Below are 20731 nucleotides of genomic sequence, written 5' to 3' on the forward strand. Positions count from 1 at the left end.
CTCCCCGTCGCGATATGCCGGTTGGACGGCGGGCTCGGCCCTGGTGTGGCATCGTACGCAGCATGCACCGCGCCGACCGCTTACCGTCACGCCGCGCGTTCCTCGACGTCACGGGTGCCACGGTGGCCACCGGTCTCCTCGCCGGCTGCTCGGGGGACTCCGCACGGTCCGACCGGTCCGGCGACCCCGCGCCTCCCGTGACGCCCGCACCGGCCGGGCCCGCGCCGGTCGCGGCGACGGGCCGGTACCAGGCGGGCGTGACGCTTCCCCTGACGGCCCAGCCCCACCTGCTCGCCCTGGTGGCCGACCTCGGCGCCGAGGTGGCGCCGGGACCGCTGCTGGCCGAACTCGGCGAGACCGTCCAGGCCCTCACCGCCGGCTCCGACCCGCGCCTGCTCGGCCTGCCCCCGGGCGATGTGACCGTGACCGTCGGCGTGGGCCCGCGGCTGGTACGGACGGCCGGTGCCGAACTGCCGGGCGCGGCCGACCTCCCGGCGTTCTCCCGCGAGTGCGTCGCCCCGCGCGAACGCGGCGGTGATCTGCTGATCCAGATCTGCGCCGGCGACCCGCTGCTGCTGCCCCTGGCCGCCGCCGCGCTGCTGGGCCGGGCGGGCGACCGCGTCCAGGAGCGCTGGCGGCAGTTCGGCCGCCGCGGTGCGGAGGTGCCCGTGGCGGAGGGCCGCTCGGCGCCGCGCAACCTGCTCGGTTTCATCGACGGCATCGTGGGCCCGCACACCACCGCCGAGCAGGAACGCGACCTGTGGCTGGCCGGCCCGCCCGAGGTCGCCGGCGGCACCCTGGCCGTGCTGCGGCGCATGGAGATCGACCTGGCGCGGTTCGCCGGACTGTCCGTCGCCGAGCAGGAGGCGGTCTTCGGGCGGCGCCGGGACAGCGGCGTGCCCCTGTCGGGCGGCAGCGCCGACTCGGCCCCCGGGCTCGGCGCCAAGACGCCCGACGGGCGCTACCTCGTCCCCGTGGACGCCCACGTGCGCAGGGCGCACCCCACCGCGGTCGGCGTCGGCCACATGCTCCGCCGCTCCTACAGCATCGACGCCCCCGTCCCCGGTCTGCTCTTCATCAGCTTCCAGAACGACCTGCGGACCTTCACGGCCACGCTCGCGCGCATGGACGCCTCCGACGCGCTGCTGACCTTCACCACCACGACCGCGAGCGCGACGTTCCTGATCCTCCCCGGCTACGGCCCGCGACGGCCGCTCGGCTCCACCCTGTTCGGCTGACCCGCCGACACCGCGCGCGAGGCCCGTCCGACGGGTCTTCGCGAACGGCGCGGCAGGGCGCGACCGGCCTGGCGGTGGGCGGTGGGCGGTGCGTCCACCGCCCACCGCGGGCCGGCCGGCGGGCGGGCGGCCGGTGGGCTGCCGGCCCCCCGCGAGGGGCCCCGCGCGGCCGGGGCGGGGGCGCGGTTCCTCAGGCGGAGCCGACCAGGCGCCCCGAGGGGGCCCCGGGGTCGCCCGTGGGCTCCGGCGCGACGCTCAGCACGATCTTCGCCAGCCCCTGGCCCCGTTCCATCACGTCGTGGGCGAGGGCGGCCTGGGCGAGCGGCAGCACCAGCGAGACCCGCGGCATCAGCGTTCCGGCCTCGACCATCTCCGCCAGCCGGACCAGGCCCGCGCCGTCCGGGTGCACCACGTGGTGCACCAGGCGGACCCCGCGCGCCGCGGCGGGCCGCGCGAGCGCGCCCGGGCCCGCCGCCGCGCCCGGCACCCGGGCGAACACGCCCCCGGGCCGCACGACGTCGAGCAGCGCGTCGTCCCCGACGCAGTCCACCGCCACGTCGACCTCCCGGCCCGGCCCCTCCGCGCGGAGGCGGTCGGCGTCCATGACCTCGCGGGCCCCGAGATCGCGCAGGGCGGCGTGCGCGAGGGGCCGCGCCACCGCGATCACGTGGCAGCCGCGGGCCCTGGCGAGCTGCACCACGAGGTGGCCGACGCCGCCCGCGGCCCCGTGGACCAGGACGCGCTGCCCGGCCGCGGCCCCGGCCCGGTCCAGGGTCTGCAACGCGGTCAGGCCGCTCAACGGCAGCGCCGCGCTCAGCTGGTGCGGCAGGCCGCGCGGCTTGGGCGCCAGTTCGTCGGCCGGGGCGGCGACGAACTCAGCGTAGCCTTGGGCGAGTTCGGGGAACCGGGGCATCCCGTAGACCTCGTCGCCCGGCGCGAGGGAGGTCACGTGGTCACCGACCGCCTCCACGACCCCCGACACGTCCCAGCCCCACACGTAAGGGCCGTCGTCGAACCAGTCGGCCGCCAGGCCGCTGCGGCACTCCCAGTCCGCCGGATTGGTGCCGGCGGCCACGACCCGCACCAGGACGTCGTCGGGGCCGAAGGACGGCAGTGGCACCTCCCGCAGGCCGAGCACGTCGGAACCCCCGTAGCCGTCCGCCACGATCGCGCGCATGTCAGCCCTCCGAGAAACTGTCGTAGTTCTCGACGAATCCCGCCGGGTTGAAGTACTCGATGAAGTGGACGATCTCCCCGTGGGAATTGAAGCGGAAAAGGCCGACGCTTTCGTTGGTGTAGATGCCGCCGCCGACGAGTTCGCAGCGCGGGCGCCACCGGGCCAGCATCATGTCGGGGTCGGCCAGCAACTCGAATTCGAGCAGCAGGTAGCGCAGCCGCTCGAAGCCCGACGCGATGTTCCGGTAAAGGGTGCGGATGTCGTCCCGCCCGTTGACCTCCCTGGGCAGGGCGCCGGTGGCGTAGGGGACCAGCTGGGTGCCGTCGGCGGCCCACAGCCTGGCCCAGCTGTCGATGTCGCCCTCTTCGAGCAGCCGGAAGTAGCGGCGGAGTGAGTCGATGTTGCGCGCCTGCCGGGCGGCCGCCGGGAGCTCCGCCGTGTGGGGGGTCGCCATGTCAGACAGCTCCAGTGCTCGTGGGTGGGGCGAGCGCGGTCAGCGCGGCCGGGTCGAAGTACTCGGTCAGCGCCGTGATCCGGCCGGCCGCGTCGAACTCGAAGACCGCGAAGTGCTCGTTCGCGTAGTCGTCGCCGGAGAGCAGTTCGCCTTTGGGGAACCAGCGCGCGGCCACGCGGCCCGGGTCGTCCATGGGCAGCATGGTCACCTCGCCGAACGTCACCCGCCGGTACGCGGCGACCTGGTCCCGGTAGAACGCGTGGACGTCCGCGCGGCCGGTGAGCAGCCTGGGGAGGCCGCCGGGCGCGTAGGGCGTGCGGGCGACGCACCGCTCCGCCCACAGGTCGATCCAGTTCTCCGTCCTCTTCCGCTGCAACAGGTCGAAGTAGTGGCGCAGTGTCGCGATGTTGCGCTCGCGCACCTGCTCCGGTGAGCGCCGCTCAGTGGATTCCACGAAAAACACCTCCTTTTTCTCGGCATTCTTGCTGGCGTGTTCATTCAACAGCCGCCCGTCGGCGGGTGACAGCGTGCGGGGGAAACGCGCGCGCACTCGGGCCAGTTAACGGAGTGGGCGGCCGGGGCGGGCCTTCCGGGGGCGGACGGGAATGCCGCCCCCGGAATTGCCTCACCCGTCCAGGTCCCCGGCGCGCGCGTCACCGGCGTTCCGGAACGGCGTAGCTGGGGCTAGAAGAAATCGTGCGCCCGGGGGGAGCCCGAGGCGATCTCGCGCGCGTAGCGCCTGACGGCCGCGACCGGCAGGGACGCCCAGTGGGGGCGCCAACGCGACTCGTAGACGGCCTCGTAGACGGCCTTGTCCGCGAGCAGGGCCCGCAGCAGCAGGGGCTGGTCGCGGGGGTCGGTGCCTGAGCGTTCCGCGTAGCCCTCGCAGAAGGCGGCCTGGCTGCGCCTCGACCACTCGTCGGCGAGCCGGAGCGCCGCGGGGTCGGGCACGGCCGGGTGGCCGGGCTCGATGAACTGGTGGTGGGCCGCGTAGTCGAAGGAGCGGAGCATTCCCGCGACGTCGCGCAGCGGTGAGCGCATCCGCAGGCGCTCGTCCTGGGTGGCGGCGGGTTCCCCCTCGAAGTCGACGAGGAGCCAGTCGGTCGGGGTGCGCAGGACCTGGCCCAAGTGCAGGTCCCCGTGCACGCGTTGGATGGTGACCTCGTCGACCGCGGACTCGACGGCCGTGAACAGCACGTCGAGGGAGCCGGCGTGGCGGTCGAGCGCGGATATGTGCCTTCTGGCCCGCTCAAGGCGGGCCCGCATCTCGGCGACCACGGCGACGATCCCGTCCCGCCCCAGGACCCGGGTGCCCCGGGCGCGGGCGAGGCCGTCGTGGACCTCGGCGACGGTGTGGCCGAGGCGGCGGGCCTCGGAGGCGAAGTCCCCGCCCGCCTGGTCGGGCACCTGCCCGCCGGCGAGCAGGTCGCGGACGCTGCCGAGGGCCATGGACCAGCCGTCGGCGGCGTTGGCCACGTAGTGCTGGACCACCGCGTAGGTGACCGGGCGGCCGTCGAGCGTGCCCTCGGCCGAGCCGAGGATCGCGGGCACGTGCCCCGCGCCGCCCACCTCAAGCAGGGCGCGCGGGAGTTCCAGCTCCTGGTTGACGCCGGGCTGGAGGCGCCGGAAGAACTTGAGCAGGTAGCGCTCGTCCAGCACCACGGAGCTGTTGCTCTGCTCCACGCCGAGCGGCCGGGAGACCCGGGTGCCGGAGGCGGGCAGCCGGCCGGCCCCGGGTTCGGCCCGCAGGCGGAGGTCGCCCAGGGTGCGCCCGGTCGCGATGCCGTGCAGCACCGCGGCTGTGATCTCGGGGTCGGCCAGGGCGTCGTAGCAGACCAGGCCGTCGAGCGCGGCGATGACGGCGGGTTCGAGCGCGGGCGGCAGCGCGGAGCGCAGCCCGATCGGCACCTGGTACAGCTCCGCCGGGCCGCCGTCGGCGAACTCGACGCGCAGCGTCAGCAGCAGGCCGAGGCAGCCGCCCTCCGCGAGCCGGTCGTCCAGGGGGATCTGCTGCTCGACGGCGACCTCGTCGATGACGCGCCCCTTGGCGGCGAACCAGCGCTGCCTGGGCAGCCACGCGGCGAGCACCAGGGGCAGGCGCGCGGGCAGCGGTGCGGCCTCGCGCGGGGGCGGTGCGGCGCCGGGGGCTTCCTCGGTCACCGGCCGCCGCCCGTCCCGGTCGGCGCCGTCCTGTGGTGGGCTCATGGAGTGGTGTCCTCCTCCGGCGTCCCGGGAACGAGGGGGGTGAGGGCCGGCTCGGCGTCCTCGGGGCTCTCCAGGGAGAACCAGTAGAAGCCGTGTCCCGGCAGGGTGAGCGCGTAGGGTCCTTCACCGACGGGGGGAAACGGCACGCGCCCGGTCAGTTCGACGGGGGACGTGCCGCCGTGGAGCGCCAGCTCCAGGTCGACGGGCTGGGGGAAGCGGGAGAGGTTGTTGACGCAGACCACCAGGTCGTCGGTGCCGTCGGGGCGGATGTGGTGGCGCGTGAACGCGAGGACCGCGGGGTTGGAGACGTGCAGTTCGCGGAAGTCCCCGAGCCCGAACGCCGGGTGCTCCGCCCGGATGTGCAGCATCCGCCGCGTCCAGTGCAGCAGCGAGGTCGGGGTGGCGAGTTGCGCCTCGACGTTGGTGGACTGGTAGCCGTAGATGGTGTCCATGACCGGCGCGAGGTAGAGCTTGCCCGGGTCGGCGGTGGAGAAGCCGGCGTTGCGGTCGGGTGTCCACTGCATCGGGGTGCGGACCGCGTCGCGGTCGCCGAGCCAGATGTTGTCGCCCATGCCGATCTCGTCGCCGTAGTACAGGATCGGCGAGCCCGGCAGCGAGAGCAGCAGCGCCGTGAAGAGTTCGAGCTGGCCCCTGTCGTTGTCGAGCAGCGGGGCGAGCCGCCGCCGGATGCCGACGTTGGCGCGCATGCGCGGGTCCTTGGCGTACTCCGCGTACATGTAGTCGCGTTCCTCGTCGGTGACCATCTCCAGGGTCAGCTCGTCGTGGTTGCGCAGGAAGATCCCCCACTGGGCGCCGGAGGGGATCTTCGGCGTGGTGGCCAGGATCTCGGAGATGGGGAACCGGGACTCGCGGCGCACCGCCATGAAGATGCGGGGCATCAGCGGGAAGTGGAACGCCATGTGGCACTCGTCGCCGCCGGTCTCCGGGTCGCCGAAGTAGGCGACGGCGTCCTCGGGCCACTGGTTGGCCTCGGCCAGCAGCACCCGGCCCGCGTACTCCGCGTCGACCATCCGCCTGGCCTTCTTGAGGAAGGCGTGGGTGGCCGGCAGGTTCTCGGAGTTGGTGCCCTCGGCGGCGTAGAGGTAGGGGACGGCGTCCAGGCGGAAGCCGTCGATGCCCAGGTCGAGCCAGAAGCGGAGGTTGTCGAGCATCGCGTCGTGGACGCGCGGGTTCTCGTAGTTGAGGTCCGGCTGGTGGGAGAAGAAGCGGTGGAAGTAGTACTGCCGGCGCACCGGGTCGTAGGCCCAGTTGGAGGTCTCCGTGTCGACGAAGATGATCCGGGCATCCGCGTAGCCCTTGTCGTCGTCGGCCCACATGTAGAAGTCGCCGTAGGGCCCTTCTGGGTCGCGGCGCGACTCCTGGAACCACCGGTGGCTGTCGCTGGTGTGGTTCATCACCATGTCGGTGATGACGCGTATGCCCCGGGCGTGCGCGGCGTCGACGAGGTCGACGAAGTCGTCGATGGTGCCGAAGTCGGAGAGCACGGCGCGGTAGTCGCGGACGTCGTAACCGCCGTCCCGCAGCGGCGAGTCGAAGAACGGGGGCAGCCACAGGCAGTCGACGCCGAGCCACTTGAGGTAGTCGAGCTTGTCCCGCAGCCCCTTGAGGTCGCCCGAGCCGTCGCCGTCGCTGTCGTGGAACGCCCGGACCAGGACCTCGTAGAACACGGCGCGCTTGTACCAGCCGGTCTCGGCGGCGGGCCCGGCGGTCTTGGCCGGACCCGTACCGCGGCGCGGGGCGGGCGCGTTCCCCGGCACGAGGCGCGGGGTGCTCATCGCGCCCCCCAGGAGATGACGCGGGCCACCGCCGTGCGCGGGTCGATCCGCAGCCGGGTCGCGGCCGAAAGCGTCACGTCCTCGCCCGTGATGTCGTCGTGGGCGGTGAAGGGCGCGCCGGTGGCCCTGCCGGTGCTCTCGGGGCTGAGGGCGACGGTGACGTCGACGGGGGCGGCCGGGTCGAGCGTGATCACGCACAGGGTGCGCTCACCGGTGGCGGGGTCGGTCTTGGTGTAGGCGAGCACCTCGTCGTGGTCGCACGGGTGCACCACGAGGTGGCGCTGCTGGCGCAGCGCGGGCCGTGCCCTGCGGATCTCGTTCAGCCGCGTGATCCACGGGGCGAGCGACCGCCCGGCGGCCAGCGCCGCCGCGTGGTCGCGGGGGCGCAGCTCGTACTTTTCGGAGTCGAGGTACTCCTCGGAACCGGGCCGCAGCGGCTCGTTCTCGAAGAGTTCGAAACCGGAGTAGACACCCCACGTGGGGGACATGGTCGCGGCCAGCGCGGCGCGGATGGCGAACATCGCGGGTCCCGCGTGGTGGAGCCCGGCGTGGAGGATGTCGGGGGTGTTGACGAAGAGGTTGGGCCGCAGGAAGTCCGCCGAGTCCGCGAGTTCCTTGGCGTAGGCGGCGAGTTCGTCGCGCCCGGTGCGCCAGGTGAAGTAGGTGTAGGACTGGGTGAAGCCGAGCCGCGCGAGCCCCTTCAGGACGGCGGGGCGCGTGAACGCCTCGGCGAGGAACAGGACGTCCGGGTGGGTGCTCTTGACCCGCCACAGCAGCCAGTGCCAGAACGCGGCCGGCTTGGTGTGCGGGTTGTCGACGCGGAAGACGCGCACCCCGTGGTCGGCCCAGAAGCGGACGATCCGCAGCACCTCGGCGCCAAGACCCGCGGGGTCGGTGTCGAAGTCGAGCGGGTAGATGTCCTGGTAGCGCTTCGGGGGGTTCTCCGCGTACGCGATGCTCCCGTCGGGCCTGTGGGTGAACCACTCCGGGTGCTCGTGGACCCAGGGGTGGTCGGGGGCGCACTGGAGGGCGAGGTCGAGCGCGACCTCAAGGCCGAGACCGCGCGCGGTGTCGACGAAGGCGTCGAAGTCCTCCAGGGTGCCGAGCGCGGGGTGGACGGCGTCGTGGCCGCCGTCGGCGCTGCCCACCGCCCAGGGCGAGCCGACGTCGTCGGGGCCCGCCGTCAGCGCGTTGTTGGCGCCCTTGCGGTGGATCTCGCCGATGGGGTGGACGGGCGGCAGGTAGACGACGTCGAACCCCATGCCGGCGATGCGCGGCAGGTCGGCCGCGGCCGTGGCGAAGGTGCCGTGCACCGGGCGGCCCGCCGCGTCGCGGCCCCCGGTGGAGCGGGGGAAGAACTCGTACCAGGCGCCGGTGAGGGCGCGCGGGCGGTCGACCCAGATGGGGTAGGCGTCGCCGCGGGTCTCCAGGTCGCGCACGGGGTGCAGCCGGGACAGCTCCGTGACCTCGGGGGACAGCGCGGGGGCGACCCGGTCGGCCAGCGGGAGCGCCGTCTCCCGCAGGGCCCGGGCGGCGCGCAGCAGGATGCCGGCCCGTTCCGGGCTCCCCGCGCCCTCGGCCATGCGCTCAAGCAGCCGCGCGCCGGACTCCAGTTCGTTGGCGAGCCGGTCCGCCGGCCGGCCGTCGTCGAGCTTCGCGCGAAGACCGTGCCGCCAGGTCTCCCAGGGCGCGCTCCAGGCGGTGACGCGGAACGTCCACAGGCCCGGCCGGTCGGGGACCACGGTGGCCTCCCACCGGTCCTCGCCCGGGTCGGTCAGGGCGAGCGGTACGGTCACCTCGCGGCGTTCGGTGCCAGGGCCGAGCGGACCGGTGAAGGTGACGTGCGCCGCGAGAGCCTCGTGCCCCTCGCGCCAGATGACCGCGGAAAGCGGAAGATGTTCTCCCACAACCCCCTTCGCCGGATACTCACCCCCGCCATTAACGGGGGAAAGTGCTTCGATTGTCAATCTCTTTCCCATCCTCAATCCTCAGGTAGTGGGATGCCCCGCCGATCACAGGATGCGGCAGGCTGGGGCCCACACGGGAAAGAGCGGCGACCATTGCCGACTGCTGCGTCAACTAACTGAAGTACGTTGCCCTTTGCTCGGGTGAAAGCTGCCATATCGTCAAGTCACAGGAGTTGTCGCCCGCGCGAGTCGAAAGCTTGTGCCCACCGGGCGGCCTGGGTTGAATTTCTCACGTGCCACCGCGCCGCCGCCGCCGTGGCGGGGCCGGAGAAATGGACGGAGACTCCATGTCACGCAGCGTTCTTATTGTGCTGTCCGAATTCGGATACTGGGGGGAGGAACTGGTCGGCCCCGTCGAAGTGCTTGAGGCCCAGGGCTACCGGCTGACCTATATGACCCCGAACGGCAGGCGCCCTGTGGCCCTGCCCCCGAGCCTCGACCCCGACTACATCGACCCTCCGCTCGGCAGGTCGGTCACCACGCGTGACATGGCGCGCAGGGCGGCGGACATCGACTCCTCCAGCCGGCTGGACAACCCGCTCAGCCTCTCGGACCTGATCCCGGAACGCCCCTACTACAGCTCCCTGAACCACCTGCGGGAGCTGGAGGAGTACCACCGGCGGCTGGCCAGCGCCACGGAGGACCTGGTGGCGAGCTTCGACGCGCTCGTCCTCGTCGGCGGCAGCGGCCCCATCGTCGACCTGGCCAACAACGAGCGCCTGCACGAGGTGGTGCTCGCCTTCGCCGCGGCCGACAAGCCGATCCTGGCCGAGTGCTACGGCGTCGCGGTGCTCGCCTTCGCCCGGAACCTGGAGACCCGCGAGTCGATCCTGTGGGGCAAGCGGGTCACCGGCCACCCCAAGGAGTACGACTACAAAGACGGGACCGGTTTCGTCGGCGTCGACTTCAACATGGGGCCGCCGCCGTACCCGCTGGAATACATCCTCCGGGACGCCACCGGGCCCGACGGCGCCTTCATCGGCAATGTGGGCCGGGAGTTGTCGGCCCTCGTGGACTACCCGTTCATCACCGCCCGTTCCACCCCCGACGCCACGCTGTCCGCCGAACTCCTCGTGCGCGTCCTGGAGGAAGGGCTCCGGAGGTACGGCTGGTAGGCGCACGCCACCGCCCGCCGGGTGAATCAGGGCGTGTCTTCGAAGAGTCCGCCCTGCCCCGCCCCCTTTGAAGACACGCCCCACCAGGAGACCCCATGCATGCCCGCCCCGGTAAGTCCGCTATATACGAACAATTCGCCGCCGATGGCATCACCCACATGTTCGGCAATCCCGGAACCGTCGAGCAGGGATTCCTCGACGAGGCAGAACGCAGCGACCTCTCCTATCTGCTGACCCTCCACGAGGGAGTGGCGGTGGGCATGGCCGACGGCTACGCCCGCGCCACCCAGCGCCCCGGGCTCGTCCAGCTGCACAGCGGCGTGGGGCTCGGCAACGGGATCGGGATGCTCTACCAGGCCAAGCGGGGCGGCTCGCCCCTGGTGGTGCTCGTCGGCGAGGCCGGCGTCCGCTACGACGCGATGGACGGCCAGATGGCGGTCGACCTCGTCGCGATGGCCGAGCCGGTCGCCAAGTACGCTACGCGCGTTGTGGACCCCGCCTCCACGCTCCGGGTGCTGCGCCGGGCGGTCAAGATGGCCATGACCCCGCCGCGCGGCCCCGTCGTGGTGGTGCTGCCCGCCGACGTCCTCGACCAGCTCACCGCCGAGCCGGCCGTCCCCGCCCCGCTGCCGTCCACCCGCGTGGTGCCGACCGCCGACGAGGTGGCGCGGGCCGCCCGGACGCTGCTCGCCGGGCGGCGCCGGCTGATCCTGATGGGCGACGGCGTGTCCGTCAGCGGAGCCCAGCGCGAACTGGCGGAGCTGGCCGAGCTGTTGAACGCCCCCGTGTGGGGCGTCAACGACTCCGAGGTCAACCTGGACACCACCCACCCGCTGTACGGCGGCCAGGTCGGGCACATGTTCGGCGAGAACAGCGCGCGCGTGGTGCGCGACGCGGACGCCGTCCTCGTCGTCGGCACCAGCGTCTTCCCCGAGGTGTTCCCCGCGCTGACCGACCCGTTCCACCCGGAGGCCGGCATCGTCCAGATCGACCTGGACGCCTACGAGATCGCCAAGAACTTCCCCGTGGACCACGGGCTCGTGGCCGATCCGCGGCTGACGCTCGCCGCCCTGTCCGCCGAGGTCAGAAGGCTGCGCCCCAACGGGGCCGGCGGCGCCCACCCCCGGGGCGCCGAGCCGGTGCGCGCCCCGGTGGGCACCGAGCCGGCCGGCACCGTGCTCGAACGCTTCGCGCAGCGCCTCGCCGCGCGGGCCCCCGCGGACCTGGTCGTGTTCGACGAGGCGCTCACCGCGTCGCCCGCGCTCAACCGGCACCTGCCGCCGACCACGCCAGGGCGGTTCTTCCAGACGCGCGGCGGCTCCCTCGGCGTCGGCATCCCCGGCGCCCTGGGCATCAAGATCGCCCATCCCGAGCTGCCCGTGGTGGCGTTCACCGGGGACGGCGGCAGCATGTACACGATCCAGGCCCTGTGGACCGCCGCCAGGTACGACATCGGGGCCGCGTTCGTCATCTGCAACAACCGCCGCTACCAGCTGCTCGACGACAACATCGAGCAGTACTGGCGGGGCCTTGGGATCGCGCCGCACGCGCACCCCTCGGCGTTCGACCTCTCCCACCCCGACATCCGCTTCCACGACCTGGCCGCCTCGCTCGGCGTGCCGGCGGTGCGGGTCACCGACGTCGCGGACGTGGACGACGCGGTGACGGCGATGCTCGGCGCGCGCGGGCCGTTCCTCGTCGACCTGGTCATCGCCTGACCCCGGCCCCCGGGCCGCCCCTCACCCGGGCGCGCCCCCACCCACCGTCCCCGCCCCACCCGGCGCCGCACCGCCAGGCCGCCCGCGCCGGGTGGGGGCGAACGCGGAAGGAGCCACCGTGAACACCGACGCCCACCGCCCCGGCGCCCTCACCCGGGAGACGGTGCGGGAGCTGATCCACCGGGCGCTGGCCGCGCTCGGGCCGTGGAACGAACCCGACGCGCTGCTGCGCCTGCTGTCGCCCCGCGGCCTGGTCCTGCACCTCCCCTGCCGCGACCTGCGCGGCCCTGAGGCGGTCCGCGCCTGGGCGCACGAGTTCGTGCGCACCCGGGAGTTGCGCTGCGGAGCCGTCGGCGAGCCGGAGATCAGGCTCACCTCCCCGCTGCACGCCGACGCCGCCTGCGACATCGGCTGGACCGTCACCCCGCGCGACGGCGGGGCGCCCACGGCGACCCGCGCCGCCCGGGTCGAGCTGTCCACCGTCGTGACCGGGAGCGGGCCCGTGATCAGGACCTGCGCCGTCCTCCCCGTTCCCCCGCCCCGCCTCGCCGACGACGCCGTGCCAGAGGCGGGCGGGAAGCCCACCACCCATCCGTCCGTCTGAGAACCGCACACAGGAGTGGCCATGAGCGCCATCGGCTCGGGTGCACCGACCGTCACCCCACCCCGCCTCGCGGGGCACCGCGTCGCCATCCTCATGGAGAGCGACTTCGTCGAGCACGAGATCTCCTACTACCAGCAGCGCTTCGCCGAGGAAGGGGCGGAGGTCGTCCTGCTCAGCCGGCTCTGGGGGCAGCAGTCCCTCACGTTCACCGGGCAGGAGTACCGGGCCCAGGTCACGGTCGACGGCGACCTTGAGACCTTCACCTACGACCAGCTCAACCACCTGTCCGCGCTGGTGACCCCCTCGGGCATGGTCGCCGACCGGCTCCGCTACAGCGAGGACATCGAACGGCCGGCGCCGGCCCTCGACCTGATGCGGCGCGCCTTCCGGCTGCCCAAGCTGGTGAAGGCGTTCTCCTGCCACGGCCTGATGCTGGTGGCAGCCGCCCCCGAGCTGGTCCGCAACCGCGCGGTGACCTGCCACAACAACCTCGTCGGCGACGTCCGCAACATGGGCGCCCTCTACGTGAACCAGGACATCGTGGTGGACGGCGACCTCATCACCGGGCGGACCGTCGGCCACTGCCACCTGCTGGCCCGCACCGTGATCGACACCCTGGCCCCGCCGCCCGCGGCGCCCGGCGTGCGCGCGGAGGGGTGACCCGTGCCGGCTGAGATCGACTTCACCTTCTCCGACCTGGTCGGCGGCTACGTGGAATCCGCCCGCGGCGACGTCTTCGTCCTCAGGACGTTCGGCGGGAGCCGGCGCACGGTGCGGCTCACGGACACCACCACGGCCCAGTGGCTGCGCAACCTCGGGGAGCCGTACCGCGACGAGACCGGCCGGCTGCGTGAGCTGCTGCGGCCCGGCGTCCTGGTCTTCTCCTACGGTCCCGTGTACCCGGACAGCGGCGGCCTGCGCTTCCAGGCGGACCGCCTGGTCTTCGTCGGGGACGCGGACGACCTGCGCCGCTACGAGACCTCGGGCTGGTGGGTGGACCAGCTCAGGGAGCTGGCCGCGTTCTACCGCACCGCGCAGTTCGGCCGGGGCCCGGTCGACTTCGCCCGGTACCGCACGGTGCTGAGCGCGGGCGGGGGCAAGCCGGACGAGGTCCAGGAGACCGACACCATCTCCCGGATGGTCTACGGCATGGCCAGCGCCTACCTCCTGACCGGGGACGAGGACTTCCTCGACGTCGCCGACCGCGGCTCGCGCTACCTCCACGACCACATGCGGTTCACCGACGAGGACGTCGTCTACTGGTACCACGGCCTCGAACGCCGGGCGGACGGCGAACGCAAGCTGTTCGCCTCGGAGTTCGGTGACGACTACCAGGCCATCCCCGCCTACGAGCAGATCTACGCGCTCGTGGGTCTCACCCAGACCTACCGGGTCACGGGCGACCCGGCGCTGCTGGCCGACATCCGCGGCACCCTCCGCCTGTTCGAGCGGTACTTCGCGGACCGCGGACTCGGCGGCTGGTACTCGCACATCCACCCGGTGAGCCTCAGCCCGCACGACCAGGCGCTCGGCATCAACCGGTCGAGGAAGAACTGGAACTCCATCGGGGACCACGCGCCCGCCTACCTCTTCAACCTCTACCTGGCGACCGGGGAGGAGAGCCACCTGCGGATGCTGGAGCACGCGTTCGACATGATCGTGACGCGGCTCCCCGACCGCTCGCCCGGGGGCAGCCCGTTCGTCGACGAGCGGTTCCACGGCGACTGGACCCCCGACCGCGCGTGGGGCTGGCAGCAGGACCGCGCGGTCGTCGGCCACAACCTCAAGATCGCGTGGAACCTGACGCGCATGGCCGCCGTGCTCCCCAAGCCGGAGTACGCCGCGCTGGCCGAGCGGATCGCGCGCACCATGCCGGACCTCGGCCGGGACCCGCAGCGCGGCGGCTGGTACGACCTGGTGCAGCGCATGCCGGGCCCCGAGGGGCGGCACGACTTCGTGTGGCACGACCGCAAGGCGTGGTGGCAGCAGGAGCAGGCGATCCTGGCGTACCTGGTGCTGGCGGGGCAGACCGCCGGGGCCGGCCCCGCCAGGGACGCCGGGCCGGAAGGCTCCCACCTGCGGCACGCGAGGGAGGCGTTCGCCTTCTACAACGCCTTCTTCCCCGACCACGACGAGGGCGCGGTCCACTTCACCGTGCTCGCCCAGGGCATTCCGTTCCTGATGGGCAACGAGCGGCTCAAGGGCAGCCACGCCATGGCGATGTACCACAAGGCCGAACTGTGCTACCTGGCCGAGGTGTACGGCCGGCTGCTGATCCACGGGCAGCCGCTCACCCTCTGGTTCGCGCCCGGACCCGACGCCTCCTACCCCGGGGGCCTGCTCCGGGTCGCGCCCGACGTCCTGCCGCGCGGGCGCGTGGAGTTGGCCGAGGTCCGCGTGGACGGCGCGGTCTGGGACGACTTCGACGCGCAGGCCATGACGGTGCGGCTGCCCCGCAGCGAGCACCGGCTCAGCGTGCGGGCGACGCTGCGCCCCCTTCCCCCGGGGGAACGGGGATGACCGCGAGCCCCGGACTTCCCGGCCGGGACGCCGCCCCGGCGTCCCGGCCCCCCGGCGCCGCCGCCCGCCCGCTGGGGGCGACGGTGGTCCCCGAGGGCGTGCACTTCGCCGTCCACGCCCCGCACGCGGAACGGCTCTCGCTGCTGCTGCTCGACCCGGAACACGGCGAACCGCTGGCGGAGCTGCCGTTCCCCGTCCCCGACCGCCCGGGAGGACGCTGGGACCTCACGGTCCCTGGACTCGCCCCCGGGGACGCGGACTACCTGCTCGTGGGCCCCGAGGGCGACCTGCTGCTCGACCCCCGCGCCAGGGCCCTGGCGGGCGGGGAGGAGTGGGGCGTCCGGCCGCGCTGGCGGTGCGTGGTCACCGCAGGACGGCCGCGCCGCCGCCGCCCGCCGCGTCCGGCGCTCCCGGTCGAGGACCTGGTCGTCTACGAGCTGCACGTGCGCGGCTTCACCCGCCACCCCTCGTCGGGCACCGCGCACCCGGGAACGTTCGCCGGCCTGCGCGAGAAGATCGGCCACCTGCTGCGGCTCGGGGTCAACTGCGTGGAGCTGCTGCCGATCGCCGAGTTCGACGAGACCGACAACACCTACCGGGAGCCGGGCACCGGCCGGCCGCTCGCCAACTTCTGGGGCTACGACCCGGTGGCGTGGGCGGCCCCGAAGAGCGCCTACGCCGCCCGCCCGGAGCGCGCGGGCGCCGTCCGCGAACTCCGGGACCTCGTCGACGCGTTGCACGCCGCGGGCATCGAGGTGATCCTCGACGTGGTCTTCAACCACACGGCGGAGGGGGACCACCGCGGGCCCACCCTCTCCCTGCGCGGCCTGGACGAGGAGGGCTACTACCTGCTCGGCCCCGACGGCAGGCCGCGCAACCTGACGGCCACGGGCAACACCGTCAACGCCAACCACCCCGCCGCCAGGGCCCTGATCCTGGACGCCCTGCGCCACTGGGTCAGGGAGTACGACGTGGACGGCTTCCGCTTCGACATGGCGGGCATCCTCACCCGGGGCGGCGACGGGACGCCGCTGGCCGACCCGCCGCTGCTGCGCGAGATCGCCGAGGACCCCGAGCTGGCCGACCGGCGGCTGATCGCCGAGGCCAACGACGCGACCGGCCTCGACCTGGTCGGCGCGTTCCCCTCCGCGACCGCCTCCCACCGGGGGCGGTGGTCGGAGTGGAACGACCGCTACCGGGACGCCGTCAGGCGGTTCCTCACCGGCCAGGACGCCGGCGCCCGCGAACTGGCGCTGCGCCTGGCCGGATCGCCCGACCTCTACGGCGCGCGCGGGGCCGGCGCCTCCGTCAACTACGTGACCAGCCACGACGGTTTCACGTTGGCGGACTGGGCCTCGTACGACCGGCCGCACAACGAGGCCAACGGCGAGGGCGGCACGGACGGCATCGCGGTGAACCACAGCTGGAACTGCGGCTGGGAGGGCCCCACGGAACGCCCCGACGTCCTGCGCCGCCGCGCGCGGCTGGTGCACGGGGCCCTCACGTTGCTCGCGGTCAGCACCGGTGTCCCGATGGTGACCGCGGGAGACGAGTTCGGACGCACCCAGCTGGGCAACAACAATGCGTATGGCCAAGACAACGAGACCAGCTGGGTCGACTGGACCCTTGCCGAACGGCACGTCCAGCGGCTGGAGTTCGTCCGGTGCCTGTGGGCCTTCCGACGCCGGCATCCCGCGGTCCGCCGCAGCCGTGCGCCTTCCGAGGAGCGACCGGAAGGCTGGGAGTACCCGCCGGTCAGCTGGCACGGCGAACGCCCCGGCGAACCCGACTGGTCACCGTCGTCCCGGCTGGTGGTCGGACTGTTCCACCAGGAGCCGCCCGAGGGCGAGCGCGACACCGTCCTGGTCGCCGTCAACGCGGACGAACGACCGCGCCTGGTCGCTCCGCCCCCCGCCCCGAGCGGGACGCGCTGGCACCTCTTCGTCGACACAGGTGACGAGGAGGGGCCGCTCGCGCACGAGCCGGGACACGAACCGCGCTGGTCCGGAACCGGACCGGAGGGCGGCGAGCCGTTATTACGGCTCATGGCGCATTCGACGCTCGTACTGACCGCGGTGCCCGCAGCGCAGGACGATTCCCCCGCCCCTCCCGGAATCTGACCGGCGCTTCTTTCCGGCGATGAGGCCGTCACCGCAGACTCCACACTCAGGAGAGTAAGCATGTCCTTTGAAGCATATCTGGGTTTCACCGGCGACTCCGCCGCCGTGCACCTATCGGGCGACCTCGGGGAATCCGATGTCCCGGTACTGCGGTCGCTGATCGACCAGGCCCTCGCCAGGGGCGCGCGAAGCATCGTGCTGGAAACGGACCAGCTGCACTCCATCGTCGCGGGCGGGGCCCGCTGTCTGGCCTTCGCACAGCAACGGCTGCCCGAGCCCGGGCGCATCCTGGTCAAGGGCACACGGGAGCCGGTGCGCCGGATGCTGTCGCAAGCGGGAATGGAAAGCGCGCTCACCCTTGTGGAAGATCATGTCGCAAGAGGGGACTGACCAAGAAAAGCAGCGCTCTCGGGGCCGACCACCCATGTATCAGGATCTTCTACCACCAGGGGGGAACTTGAATACCGCTCAGATAAGTCCGGTCATGTATGGGACCGAGATGGACGCCAAGGTCAGTGCTTTCTGCCAGCAGATCTTCGATTCCATGCCACGTGTGGATCAGCGTCGTTGGGCCGAGGTGTATCTGCGGGGACTGCTTTTCCTTGAGGGCAGGAAGACGGTCAGGAAAATGGCGGAGCACCTGCTCTGCCTGCCCGTCAACCAGTCCCTTCAGCAGTTCATCAACCAGAGCCCCTGGGACTGGGTGCCCATCAGGGCGCAGCTGGCCCGCCGCCGCGCGGCGTCCTCCGCCTCACGGGCCTGGGTGGTGAGCCGGGCGACGATCCCCAAGCGCGGATGCCACTCCGTCGGGGTCGTGCAGCAGTTCGTTCCCGAGGCGGGCCGACGCGTCAACTGCCAAGTAGGACTGGCGCTTTCGCTGTCCGACGACCGCAGCGACGTGCCGGTGGACTGGCGCCTGCTGCTGAGCGGCAAGTGGGCGGACGACGAGGACGCCAGGCAGAAGGCGAACCTGCCGGACGAGAACAGGGGCCTGCCCGAGTGGGCCGAGATCCTGTCCATGGTCGACGAGACCTCGCGCTGGGGGGTGCCTCCCGCCCCGCTGGTCGCCGACACCGCCGATCCCCGCGGGGCCGTCGCCCTGGCAGCCGCGCTGGCCGACCGGGGCGTCGACTTCGTGCTGCGCACGGACGACTCCCTGCGCGCGCTGGCCCCCGACCCGCTGCTCGCCGAGGCGGGGACGTCCGCCGAGAACTCCGCGCGCCCCGGCCAGCGGCGCCCGCGCATGGCGGCCGACGCGCACGGTGCGGATCTCAGGACGCGCGCCAACGCGTTCTCGTTCGTCTCCGCCCAGGTGCACCTACCCACCCGCACCGGCCACCAGTCGCGCACCGTCGTGCGTTTAGTACTGCAACGCGGATCGAGCCACTGCCCCAGTGGCGGTACCTGGATCACCAACCTCACCCAGCGCCCACTGGACGAGGTGATGGGGCTCGCCGGCCTGGCCAACCGCGGCAGGGACACGCTGCACCAGCTGAAGGCCGACTACGGCCTGCATGATTTCGAGGGGCGCTCCTTTCGGGGCTGGCACCACCACATGACGATGGTCTCGGTTGCCTGGGCCTTCGGTCAAGAGTTGCTGAGTGCCCATCCTGCCCTGCGGATGCCCGCTCCTGCCCTGCCCTGAACGTCCCAGGCTCGGGATTCCTACCACTGACAGGGACGGGCTGGGACCAGGCCCCGGCGTTCATACTGTGCGGCCGGGGAGGACCCCCTCCCCGGCCGCGTGCCACCCCGACCCGACCCGAGGGACGGTCCCACCGCCATGACAGCACCCCGCACCTCCGTCCCAGAACCGCGGAGCGCACAGGCGCCCCGGCCGACGTTCGCCATCGGCGGGCGAACCCCGGTGCGCCGCCTCGGCTTCGGCGCGATGCGGCTGGCCGACGGTCCGGTGCCCCTGCCCCACCCCTCGCCCGTGTGGCGCCCCCCGGCGCACCGCGCGCACGCCCTGAACGTGCTGCGCCGCGCCGTCGAACTGGGCGTCGAACTCGTCGACACGGCCGACGCCTACAGCCTGGGCGGCAACGAGGAACTCGTCGCCGAGGCGCTGCACCCCTACCCGGAACGGCTGCTGATCGCCACCAAGTGCGGTGTCGCGCGGCCGTCCCCCGGCGAGTGGACGCCGCTCGGCCGACCCGAGTACCTGCGCCAGCAGGCCGAACTCAGCCTGCGCAGGCTCCGCGTGGAGACGCTCGGCCTGCTCCAGCTGCACCGCATCGACCCCCAGGTGCCGCTGGCCGACCAGGTGGGCGCGCTGCGGCAGCTCCAGGAGGAGGGGAAGGTCGCGCACATCGGGCTCTCCGAGGTCTCCGTGCGGGAGATCGAGGAGGCGTCGGCCGTCGCGCCCATCGCGGCCGTGCAGAACCAGTACAACTTCGCCGACCGCCGCCACGACGACGTCGTCGACCACTGCGAGCGGCACGGCATCGCGTTCCTGCCGTTCTTCCCCATGGCGCTGGGCGACCACGCCCGCCCGGGCGGCCGGCTCGGCCGGCTCGCCGCGGAGGTCGGGGCCACCCCGGCCCAGGTGGCGCTGGCCTGGCTTCTGTACCGCTCCCCCACCGTCCTGCCCATCCCCGGCACCTCGTCCGAGCAGCACCTCGCCGAGAACATGGGGGCGTGGGACGTCAGGCTCGACGACGCGCGGCTGCGCGAGCTGGACGCGCCGGCGTAACGGCCCCGGCCCGCCCGCACGGCCAGGGCCGGGCGCGCCCGCACCGCCGAGCGCGCGCCGTCGGCCCGCCCGCGGGCGGGCCGACGGCTCCTACAGCGCGCCGGTCCCGCTCTGCCGGGCGGGCACCGCGACGTCCTCGGCGCTCAGGTCGGTCAGCAGCCGCAGCGCGGCCTCCGAGGGCGAGCCCGGCTCGGCCGCGAACAGCGCGAGGCGCTGCCCGTCGTCGTCCGGCAGCTGCACCACCTCGTTGGTCAGGGAGAGCGAGCCCACGACCGGGTGCCTGAAGTGGCGCACGAAGTGGGAGCAGCCGCGGATCGGGTGCGTGCTCCACAGGGACGCGAACTCCTGGCTCTTGACGCTCAGTTCGCCGATGAGCGCGGTCAGCGCCTGGTCGTCCGGGTAACGCCCGGCGACGACCCGCAGGTCGGCCACGGCGTCCCGCGCCTTGGCCTTCCAGTCGGCGTACAACTCCCGGCTGTGCGCGTCGAGGAAGACCAGCCGGGCCAGGTTCGGGCGGCTGGCCGCCCGGTCGGGCGCGGCGTAGTCCAGGTGCCCGGCCAGCAGCGCGTGGGCCGAGCGGTTCCACGCCAGGACGTCGGTGCTGCGCCCGATGGCCAGCATCGGGCTGGTGGCGGTCCGCACGAGCAGGCGCACGCCGTCCCGCAGCCGCTCGGGGCGCTGGCGGCGGGCGCCCCCGCCGCGGCCCGGCTGGCGGGCGAGGCTGATCAGGTGGTCGCGCTCGTGCTCGTCGAGGCGCAGCACCCGGGCGAGCGCGTCGAGTACGGCGTCCGACGCGTTGACGCTCTGCCCCTGCTCCAGCCGTGTGTAATAGGCGACGCTGACCCCGGCCAGCTGCGACAGCTCCTCGCGACGCAACCCCGGTACGCGGCGCCGCGTACCGTAGTCCGTCAACCCGACGTCCTCCGGCAGCAGTCGGGACCGCCGTGACCGGAGGAACTCGCCCAACTCGGATCGCTGTGGATGCATGACCACAATTGTCCCTGACTGGCAGTCAGAAAGCCTACCCCTGGGAATGGTACGCACCGACTGCGTAGGCTGAGGAGAGGGCTGGGTAAGCACGAAGAACAGGCGCAGGCTTCCTTATCGACTGGCAAGGACCCC

The 20731-nt window shown here is 73.0% G+C and carries 17 protein-coding genes; 10 read left to right on the plus strand and 7 right to left on the minus strand.

Features of this window, described 5'->3' with window-relative positions; genetic code table 11:
• Positions 1–62 precede the first annotated feature (62 nt).
• Complete coding sequence (locus LC193_RS09405) at positions 63–1238, plus strand: Dyp-type peroxidase (protein ID WP_226073270.1); 1176 nt, start codon at positions 63–65, stop codon at positions 1236–1238.
• A 190-nt stretch (positions 1239–1428) separates the two neighbouring features.
• Here LC193_RS09405 and LC193_RS09410 read toward each other — a convergent pair whose 3' ends face one another.
• From LC193_RS09410 to LC193_RS09435, 6 genes are all read right to left on the minus strand, one after another.
• Complete coding sequence (locus LC193_RS09410) at positions 1429–2415, minus strand: NADP-dependent oxidoreductase (protein ID WP_226073272.1); 987 nt, start codon at positions 2413–2415, stop codon at positions 1429–1431.
• A 1-nt stretch (position 2416) separates the two neighbouring features.
• Positions 2417–2869, minus strand: a complete 453-nt coding sequence (locus LC193_RS09415) for a nuclear transport factor 2 family protein (protein ID WP_226073274.1) — start codon at positions 2867–2869, stop codon at positions 2417–2419.
• Position 2870: 1 nt separating this feature from the next.
• Entirely contained in the window at positions 2871–3323 is a 453-nt protein-coding gene (locus LC193_RS09420; RefSeq protein WP_226073276.1) for a nuclear transport factor 2 family protein, read from the minus strand.
• Between the two features lie 230 nt (positions 3324–3553).
• A complete protein-coding gene (locus tag LC193_RS09425) occupies positions 3554–5074 on the minus strand; it encodes a maltokinase N-terminal cap-like domain-containing protein (protein WP_226073278.1) in 1521 nt (506 codons plus the stop codon).
• Entirely contained in the window at positions 5071–6870 is a 1800-nt protein-coding gene (gene treS, locus LC193_RS09430; RefSeq protein WP_226073280.1) for a maltose alpha-D-glucosyltransferase, read from the minus strand. The genes LC193_RS09425 and treS overlap by 4 nt, the downstream gene beginning before the upstream one ends.
• Positions 6867–8849, minus strand: coding sequence for an alpha-1,4-glucan--maltose-1-phosphate maltosyltransferase (locus LC193_RS09435; protein WP_226073282.1), 1983 nt, complete (start codon positions 8847–8849; stop codon positions 6867–6869). The genes treS and LC193_RS09435 overlap by 4 nt, the downstream gene beginning before the upstream one ends.
• Positions 8850–9124: 275 nt before the next feature.
• On the opposite strand from LC193_RS09435, the gene LC193_RS09440 reads away from it, so the two are divergent.
• The 9 genes from LC193_RS09440 to LC193_RS09480 all read left to right on the plus strand — a co-directional run bounded on the left by LC193_RS09440 (position 9125) and on the right by LC193_RS09480 (position 19609).
• A complete protein-coding gene (locus LC193_RS09440) occupies positions 9125–9952 on the plus strand; it encodes a type 1 glutamine amidotransferase domain-containing protein (protein ID WP_086160448.1) in 828 nt (275 codons plus the stop codon).
• Positions 9953–10047: 95 nt separating this feature from the next.
• The gene (locus tag LC193_RS09445) at positions 10048–11670 is read left to right on the plus strand and encodes a thiamine pyrophosphate-binding protein (protein WP_226073284.1); all 1623 of its coding nucleotides are present in this window, start codon (positions 10048–10050) and stop codon (positions 11668–11670) included.
• Positions 11671–11788: 118 nt separating this feature from the next.
• A complete protein-coding gene (locus LC193_RS09450; protein ID WP_226073286.1) occupies positions 11789–12274 on the plus strand; it encodes a hypothetical protein in 486 nt (161 codons plus the stop codon).
• 21 nt (positions 12275–12295) lie between these two features.
• Positions 12296–12934, plus strand: a complete 639-nt coding sequence (locus tag LC193_RS09455) for a DJ-1/PfpI family protein (protein ID WP_226073287.1) — start codon at positions 12296–12298, stop codon at positions 12932–12934.
• Between the two features lie 3 nt (positions 12935–12937).
• Positions 12938–14794: an AGE family epimerase/isomerase gene (locus LC193_RS09460; RefSeq protein WP_226073288.1), complete on the plus strand. Its 1857-nt coding sequence runs from the start codon at positions 12938–12940 to the stop codon at positions 14792–14794.
• Positions 14791–16914: a glycogen debranching protein gene (locus LC193_RS09465; RefSeq protein ID WP_226073289.1), complete on the plus strand. Its 2124-nt coding sequence runs from the start codon at positions 14791–14793 to the stop codon at positions 16912–16914. Before LC193_RS09460 ends, LC193_RS09465 begins: the two co-directional genes overlap by 4 nt.
• Before the next feature lie 60 nt (positions 16915–16974).
• Positions 16975–17304, plus strand: a complete 330-nt coding sequence (locus LC193_RS09470) for an STAS domain-containing protein (RefSeq protein ID WP_226073290.1) — start codon at positions 16975–16977, stop codon at positions 17302–17304.
• Between the two features lie 94 nt (positions 17305–17398).
• Entirely contained in the window at positions 17399–18559 is a 1161-nt protein-coding gene (locus LC193_RS09475; RefSeq protein WP_226073291.1) for an IS701 family transposase, read from the plus strand.
• Positions 18560–18697: 138 nt separating this feature from the next.
• The gene (locus LC193_RS09480) at positions 18698–19609 is read left to right on the plus strand and encodes an aldo/keto reductase (RefSeq protein WP_226073292.1); all 912 of its coding nucleotides are present in this window, start codon (positions 18698–18700) and stop codon (positions 19607–19609) included.
• Positions 19610–19699: 90 nt separating this feature from the next.
• On the opposite strand, the gene LC193_RS09485 is transcribed toward LC193_RS09480, so the two are convergent.
• The gene (locus tag LC193_RS09485) at positions 19700–20596 is read right to left on the minus strand and encodes a helix-turn-helix transcriptional regulator (protein ID WP_226073293.1); all 897 of its coding nucleotides are present in this window, start codon (positions 20594–20596) and stop codon (positions 19700–19702) included.
• Positions 20597–20731: the final 135 nt, after the last annotated feature.

The organism is Streptomyces marincola (assembly GCF_020410765.1).
Taxonomy (GTDB): Bacteria; Actinomycetota; Actinomycetes; order Streptomycetales; family Streptomycetaceae; genus Streptomyces; species Streptomyces marincola.